General features: G+C 72.4%; 8 protein-coding genes and 1 tRNA gene. 4 read left to right on the top strand and 5 right to left on the bottom strand.

Annotated elements, in window-relative coordinates:
• Positions 1–431: 431 nt before the first annotated feature.
• Together ACFWGJ_RS17060 and ACFWGJ_RS17055 are read right to left on the bottom strand one after the other, a co-directional pair.
• Complete coding sequence (locus tag ACFWGJ_RS17060) at positions 432–1,331, bottom strand: DsbA family protein (protein WP_387324862.1); 900 nt, start codon at positions 1,329–1,331, stop codon at positions 432–434.
• A gap of 26 nt (positions 1,332–1,357) precedes the next feature.
• Positions 1,358–1,819, bottom strand: coding sequence for an RrF2 family transcriptional regulator (locus tag ACFWGJ_RS17055; RefSeq protein WP_387324851.1), 462 nt, complete (start codon positions 1,817–1,819; stop codon positions 1,358–1,360).
• A 138-nt stretch (positions 1,820–1,957) separates the two neighbouring features.
• Here ACFWGJ_RS17055 and ACFWGJ_RS17050 point away from each other — a divergent pair, with 138 nt between their 5' ends.
• Complete coding sequence (locus ACFWGJ_RS17050) at positions 1,958–2,482, top strand: cupin domain-containing protein (RefSeq protein WP_387324848.1); 525 nt, start codon at positions 1,958–1,960, stop codon at positions 2,480–2,482.
• Between the two features lie 30 nt (positions 2,483–2,512).
• Here the strand turns inward: ACFWGJ_RS17050 and ACFWGJ_RS17045 are convergent, their stop codons facing one another.
• The 3 genes from ACFWGJ_RS17045 to ACFWGJ_RS17035 form a co-directional block, all read right to left on the bottom strand.
• The gene (locus tag ACFWGJ_RS17045; protein WP_387324845.1) at positions 2,513–2,947 is read right to left on the bottom strand and encodes an ankyrin repeat domain-containing protein; all 435 of its coding nucleotides are present in this window, start codon (positions 2,945–2,947) and stop codon (positions 2,513–2,515) included.
• On the bottom strand, positions 2,944–3,345 hold the full coding sequence (locus tag ACFWGJ_RS17040; RefSeq protein WP_387324843.1) for a hypothetical protein: 402 nt from the start codon (positions 3,343–3,345) through the stop codon (positions 2,944–2,946). Before ACFWGJ_RS17040 ends, ACFWGJ_RS17045 begins: the two co-directional genes overlap by 4 nt.
• Positions 3,346–3,543: 198 nt before the next feature.
• Positions 3,544–3,617, bottom strand: a tRNA-Met gene (locus ACFWGJ_RS17035).
• 647 nt (positions 3,618–4,264) lie between these two features.
• Here ACFWGJ_RS17035 and ACFWGJ_RS17030 point away from each other — a divergent pair.
• From ACFWGJ_RS17030 to ACFWGJ_RS17020, 3 genes are all read left to right on the top strand, one after another.
• Positions 4,265–4,819, top strand: coding sequence for an RBBP9/YdeN family alpha/beta hydrolase (locus tag ACFWGJ_RS17030; protein ID WP_387324841.1), 555 nt, complete (start codon positions 4,265–4,267; stop codon positions 4,817–4,819).
• A 97-nt stretch (positions 4,820–4,916) separates the two neighbouring features.
• Entirely contained in the window at positions 4,917–5,516 is a 600-nt protein-coding gene (locus ACFWGJ_RS17025; RefSeq protein WP_387324838.1) for a cysteine hydrolase family protein, read from the top strand.
• A 10-nt stretch (positions 5,517–5,526) separates the two neighbouring features.
• Positions 5,527–6,435 carry a GlxA family transcriptional regulator gene (locus tag ACFWGJ_RS17020; protein WP_387324835.1) on the top strand — a complete coding sequence of 303 codons (909 nt, stop codon included), beginning with the start codon at positions 5,527–5,529 and terminating at the stop codon, positions 6,433–6,435.
• Positions 6,436–6,555 lie beyond the last annotated feature (120 nt).

Here is a 6,555-nt window from a genome sequence, read left to right as displayed (position 1 = left end):
ATGCTGCACTGGCTGCGGACACTGCGCGAGGACCTGGGCACCGTGCACCCCCAGCCGCAGCGTGCGGGATCGCGGGACTACCGGGAGGAAGGAGTCGACGGGCTCGCGAAGGGGCGGGCCGGGAGTCGAAGAAGGCGTGCGACGGAGCACGGACAGGAGGACGCAGAGGCGGGCACGGCTCGGCCGAGGACTGGAGGGCCAGTACCGGAGGCGGCGGTCAGGCGTCTGCGGACCGGGGACGGCGAAGGGTCAGCGACAGAGTGCGCTGCTGGTGCGCCGCAGGTCCACGTAGCGGCACACCACACCGGGGTGCGTCGTAAGCATGGTGCTCATCCTGGGGGCTGCCGCAACCGACTGTCAATGGACACCAATTGGTGTCTCATTGGGCGGGACGGCGTCCTTCGCAGTTCACAGCCTCGGACGGGCCGAAGTCAGCGTGCGGCGAGGTGCGTTGCCGCCTCGTCGGGGTGCAGCCACAGGGGACCGCCCGCCGTGTCCACCCGCACGGCCTCCGGGGGCGGCCAAGGGCCCTCGGTCAGCAGCAGCCGCTCCGGCTCGGTGAGGCTGCGGTAGCGCTCCAGCGCGTGCGCCGGAGCGAGCCGGGCGGGGGCCGCCGACAGCCCGGGGCTCAGCTCCTCGACGGCCGCCGCGTAGTCCTCGAAGGGCCGCCAGCCGGGTACGACGCGGTACTCGTCCGGGGTCCGGACGAGCAGGGTCGGCAGGGCGTACCGATGTCCGCCCTCGTCGGTCTCCTTGGCCGCGCCCGGATGCGGGGACCCGCTTCGCGCGCGGAGGACCTCGGCCACCGGACGGCGGGCCTCCAGCCGGTCGGCACGCACCTGCCCCAGAACCGCACGGGAGGCCGCGTCGACCGCCAGCCGCCGCACGTCCAGATCGCGTACGCCGCGGACCGCGGCCAGCGCCGACTCGGGGGTGTCCGCCGGTTCGCCGAGCACGAAGACGCTCTCCCGGAGCCGGCGCAGCACCCGCTCGGCCACCTCCTCACCCTGGAGGACGGCGGCCTTGGCGACGAGCGAGGAGGGCCAGGAGTCGGCCGGCATACGGCTGAGCCGCACGGGGCGCGGGGCCCGGCTGTGCGAGCTGATGTCCTCGACGTAGCGCGCGTACCAGGCCGTCTCCGCCGCCGGGTCGGGCGGCGGATCGTCGTCGTGGTCGAAGAGGATCGCGTACGCCCGCCGCCAGCGGACCCGGCCGGCCAGTGCCGCCCGCAACGCCCGGAAGACGGGCTCCGATCCCCAGGCCCAGGGGCACAACGGGTCGGTGTACTCGACGACTTCGATCGGCGCCGGTGCCAACGACCGCGCCGTCAGCGGTGGTTGCGGTTGTGGCCCGTCGGTCACGCGGCGCCTCTCCGGGCGAGCCCTTCGCCCGCTGCCGCCGCTCCCGTGGCTCCGGCGGCTCCGGCGGCGAGCAGCGAGGTGAGCGTCACGCCGCCCAGGACCGCCGCGGCACCCGCCTCGACCTCGCGCCACACATCGGGCAGCCCTGTCGCGGGGCCCGGGTAGTCGAGACCCGCCAGCGGCTCACCGCGCAGGGTGATCAGCTCGCCGTCCACGGCGCGCGTGACGTCCAGCAGGGTGATCTCCTCGGCGGCTCTGCCGAGCCAGTAACCGCCCTCGCAGCCGCGCTGGCTGCGCACCAGGCCGGCTCTGCGCAGTTCACCCACCACGGACTTCAGGAAGCGGAACGGGATCTCCTGCGAGGAGGCGATGGCTTCACAGGTGAGCGGGCGGGAAGGTTCGCGGGCGAGCTCCAGCAGCGCCCTCATGGCGTAGTCCGCCTTCGCGGAAATATGCATGCGCACATCATGCCTGAGGAGTGGGCCGACGCGGTGTGCTTCAGCGCCTTGCTTCCCACATTGCGGGAACATTGCCGCAGGTGAAAGCCAAAGGACACCTCTTGACATCCTTTTCGGGACCGCTCTAGCGTCGCCGCCATGAGCGAGCCGCTGACGACCCCCGGTGAGGGCTTCCACCCCCACCTCCACGACACCCCGGACCGGCCGACCGCACCGCTGCGCAGCCGTCTGCACCACATCCGCGCCGACTCCCTGGACGGCGACACCGCGCAGAGCGGCGGCATGCGCAGGTTCGCGGCCGTCAGCGGAAAGACCGTCGGCTCCGAGAAGCTGTGGATGGGCCAGACGCATGTGGCCCCTTCGACGGCTTCCTCCGACCATCACCACGGTGAGTCCGAGACCGCCATCTACGTGGTGAGCGGGCACCCGGAGTTCGTCTTCATCGACGACTCGGGCCAGGGCGGGGCCGAGGGCGAGGGGCCGCAGGAGGTACGGCTGCGGACCTCACCCGGCGACTACATCTTCGTACCGCCGTTCGTCCCGCACCGGGAGGAGAACCCGGACCCGGAGGACGAGGCGGTGGTCGTCATCGCGCGCAGCACCCAGGAGGCGATCGTGGTCAACCTCCCCCGGCTGTACGCGCTTTCGCCGGACGAGTCCTGAGGCGTCGAGGGTCCCGGCGCCCGGGGTGAGTCAGGCCCCGACCGGGCCGGCCGGTTGCGCACCCGCGGCCAGCAGCACGCCGACCGTCTCCGGATGGGGACCGGCCATCGCCCACTCCAGCGGGGAGCGGCCCGTGCCGTGGTCCTCGCGGAGCCCGGGATCGGCACCGTGCGCCAGCAGCGCACGGACCGTCTCGACGTGCCCCCAGCAGGCGGCCCCGCACAGGGGCGTGCCTTCGCTGCCGCGTCCGCTCTCGATGTCGGGCCGGGCCCCGGCCGCCAGCAGGCGCAGCACATTGCCGGTGGCACCGTGGACCGACGCGGCGTAAAGAGGCGTGGTGCCTTCGGTGTCGGCGGCCCCCGGGTCGGCACCGGCCCGCAGAAGAGCGTCGATCCGACCGCGGTCACCGAAGGTCGCGGCGCGGACGAGCCGCCGGGACAGCTTCTTCCGCCGCCGTCTGTTCACAGGGCTTCCGACCTCACGCCCGAACCCGAAGGGGTCTCCCCTCCCGCGCGGAACTCATGAACCACCTGAATCCGGCCGACGATGTGCGCGTTGAACTCGTCGAGTTCCTCGGCCGGAACCCACAGCTCCAGGATCGTCCGGCCGCCCGCCTGCTGGACCGGGTACCTGCGCAGGAAGTCGGAGTCGACCTCGAACCGGGTGACGAAGCCGGCGCCGTCGTGCTTGACGTTCCAGTCCCGGGCGATCCTGACGGCGTAGTCCTCGTTGAGGACCGGATAGAAGATCGGCTGCTCGGGAAGCCGCGGCGGCCAGGCACACCAGCCCAGCCCGCGGACCAGCTCCAGTTCCTTCGGACCGGTGGGGCGCCACAGGGTCGTCGTCGCTCGGAGGCCGGTCACTGGAATCACTCTCTGCGTGAGGCGGGGCGAGGGCAGCGGTTGCTGCGGTCTGCCGGGGGGCCGACGGTAGCGGCGGTTGCGGGGGGACGGCCACCGGGTTTTCGAGCGGGGCGCGTCGCGACCAGGCCGCTTGGTGACGGGTGGGTGGTGAGGAACCGAACAGGGCCCCGACCTAAAGGTCGGGGCCCTCTTCGACAGTAGCGGGGACAGGATTTGAACCTGCGACCTCTGGGTTATGAGCCCAGCGAGCTACCGAGCTGCTCCACCCCGCGTCGACATCGCCTACCGTACGCCATCATCGAGGGGCCCGATGACCACCCACCGCGGTCGTGGCGAATCCGGCGCTCGTGTGAGGGTCTGGAGGAGCCCCCGGCCGAGCCGTGAATCGGCTGACGCCGCGGGTAGTTGAAGAACGCACCCGGCCATCCGCGGGTGTGGCGGCCGCCGTCGCCTGTCTGCGACGCCGGCGGCCGCCGGCGCGAGGACTCGCGTCGTCCCCTGACGCGAGGGCCTCGCGCGGGATCGTCCTCGTGGCACTTGGGGCGCGCGGGAGTACGCCCCAACTCGAAAGGCCGCAAGGACGAGGGACCGGGGTCCGCGCAGAGCATCGCGGGATGCGGGCCCCGGTTTCCCGGTTGGCGTGGTGGTCTCTCCGGGCCCGGGGACTGGGGGCCGACTACTGGTGCCCGCGGCGGCGGGCACGGCCGGCCGCCCGTGCGGGAGCCGGTGTCTCTGTCCGAGATCTTAGAACGTGGCCGGTACGAGGCAAGAACGCGTTTCGGCCCCGACGGGCGTGACGTGCCGGATCGTGTGGGGTCGCACGCACCCCGCGCCCATCACTGTGACACCGCCACCGATAATCGCCGCATGGTGGCCCGGCGAAGCACGGGCACAGCGGCGATCGGAAGGAAGGCGGGCCATGGTCTCGTACGTCATCGTCCCCGGGATAGACGGCTCGGACGAGCGGCACTGGCAGAGCCTGTGGGAGAAGCGGTGGGGCGGCTCGGCCGTCCGTATCGCACCGGCCTCGTGGAGCAGTCCCGAGCTGTCGGACTGGGTCGGCTCGCTCCAGAGCGCCTACGACTCCGTCGCGCGGCAGAACGGCGAGATCGTGCTGGTGGCGCACAGCCTCGGCTGCTGGACGGCCGCGGAGTGGCTGGACCGGGCGCGGCCCGCCGGGGTCGCCGCGTTCCTGGTCGCGCCTCCGAACACCCGGAGCGCGTCCTTCCCGAGCCGGGCGGCGGCCTCGTTCGTGGACGTGACCGCCCGCCCGCTGCCGTGCCGGAGTCTGCTGGTGACGAGCGACGACGACCCGTACTGCGATCCGACGGCGTCCGCCGCGTTCGCGCGCGACTGGCGGGCACAACCCCATGTCGTCGAGAACTGCGGGCACATCAACTCGCAGAGCGGTCTCGGCGACTGGCCGGCCGGACGGGAGCTCCTGCGCACGCTCGTCGGCGGGCCGACGGCGTGAGCCTGCGGTTCCGTTCACCGGGCGGTGACCGGATCGGTCCGCTTCGGGACCCGATACGGCATGTCGCGGCGCCCCTCCCCTGGCTCAGACTCTGGGCATGAACCGCGCACTGATCGTCATCGATGTCCAGGAATCCTTCCGTGCCCGCCCCCTGTGGGCGACGATCTCCGACCCGAAGATCGCCGATCAGGTGAACCGGCTGGTCCGGCTCGCCCGCGAGGCCGGGGACCTCGTGGTGTGGGTGCTGCACTGCGAGCCCGGCAGCGGCGACGTCTTCGACCCGGCCCTCGGCCATGTCCGGCTCATGGAGGAACTGGAGCAGGCACAGGGCGAGCCGCTGATCCACAAGACCTCGCACAACGCCTTCACCACGACCAACCTCCAGCAACTGCTCACCGAGCGCGGTGTCCGCGAACTCGTCGTCTGCGGCATCCGCACCGAGCAGTGCGTGGAGACCACCACCCGCGTCGCGAGCGACCTCGGCTACGAGGTCACGTTCGTCACCGACGCGACCGCGACCAACCCCATCCCGCACCGTGACGCTCCCGACGACCAGAGCGTCGCCGACCTGCTGGCCGACCCCCGTACGCTCCCGGCCGACGAGGTCGTCCGGCGCACCGAGTACGCGCTCGCCGGACGTTTCGCCACCATCGCGACGGTCGACGGGATGGAGGCCGCGGCGGCCCATCGGGCATGATGACCGGATCGTGAGCCACATCGTCTTCTTCCTGGTGCCCGGAGTCCATCTGCTGGACCTGGCCGGCCCCGCGCAGGTCTTCTCCACGGCCGACGACTTCGGGCACCCGTACACGCTCTCCTACGTCGCCGAGCGGGCGCAGGTCGTCACGGCACAGGGGCTGCCGCTGGTGGCCCGGCTCGACTGGCCGCATCTGGGGCCCGACGACCTGGTCGTGGTGCCCGGCTGGCGGGCGGGCACCCTGGCCGACAGCCCCGCCATCGGCGGCGCCTCCCTGCGGGCCCTTTGGGACCACCACGCTCGGGGCGGCACGGTGGCCAGTGTCTGCGCCGGGGCCGACGCGCTCGGGCTGGCCGGGCTGCTGGACGGCCGCCACTGCACGACCCACCACGACGTGCAGGACGAGCTGGCCAGGCGTCATCCGCGTGCGCTGGTCGTCCGGGACGTCCTGTTCACCACGGACGACCGCGTCGTCACCTCGGCCGGCATCGCCAGCGGCATCGATCTGGCCCTGCACCTGGTCGCCACCCGGCACGGCCCCGCTGCCGCCGCCCAGGTGGCCCGGGAGATGGTCGTCTACGCCCGCCGCAACGGCCACGAACCGCAGTCCAGCGCGATGCTCCGGCACCGTTCCCACCTCGACGACACCGTGCACCGGGCCCAGGACCTCATCGACGAACGCTTCGACCAACCGCTGCCCCTGCCCACCGTGGCCTCGGCCGTGGGCGTCAGCGAACGCACCCTCACCCGCCTCTTCAGCCGCGCCACCGGGCTGACACCCCTGCGCTATCAGCAGACCCTGCGCCTCGAACGCGCCCAGCACCTCATCAGCCACGGCGCGACCATGGACGCCGCCGCCCGCTCGGTGGGCTTCGAGGACCCGCGCATGCTGCGCCGCCTGCGCGCCCGCACCACCTGACCGCCTGCACATGGTCCGGTCGGGGAGCGGGGCGCGGTCGGGTCCACCCGCCGTTCCTTCGGCTCCAGTTGCGTCGGGAAGAGGTGACATCTCCGGGTAAAGTTGCGCCGGTGCTTGGGC

Origin of the sequence: Streptomyces sp. NPDC060205 (genome assembly GCF_042728395.1) — a bacterium.
In the GTDB taxonomy this organism is placed as follows: domain Bacteria; phylum Actinomycetota; class Actinomycetes; order Streptomycetales; family Streptomycetaceae; genus Streptomyces.
Note: the sequence above shows the minus strand (reverse complement) of the source record. Positions and strands in the feature narration are given on the sequence as shown.

Coding starts and splice junctions, on each gene's coding strand:
- ACFWGJ_RS17055 (WP_387324851.1), bottom strand. CDS start 1,819: ATGCATATTTCCGCGAAGGCGGACTACGCCATGAGGGCGCTGCTGGAG.
- ACFWGJ_RS17025 (WP_387324838.1), top strand. CDS start 4,917: ATGAACCGCGCACTGATCGTCATCGATGTCCAGGAATCCTTCCGTGCC.
- ACFWGJ_RS17050 (WP_387324848.1), top strand. CDS start 1,958: ATGAGCGAGCCGCTGACGACCCCCGGTGAGGGCTTCCACCCCCACCTC.
- ACFWGJ_RS17030 (WP_387324841.1), top strand. CDS start 4,265: ATGGTCTCGTACGTCATCGTCCCCGGGATAGACGGCTCGGACGAGCGG.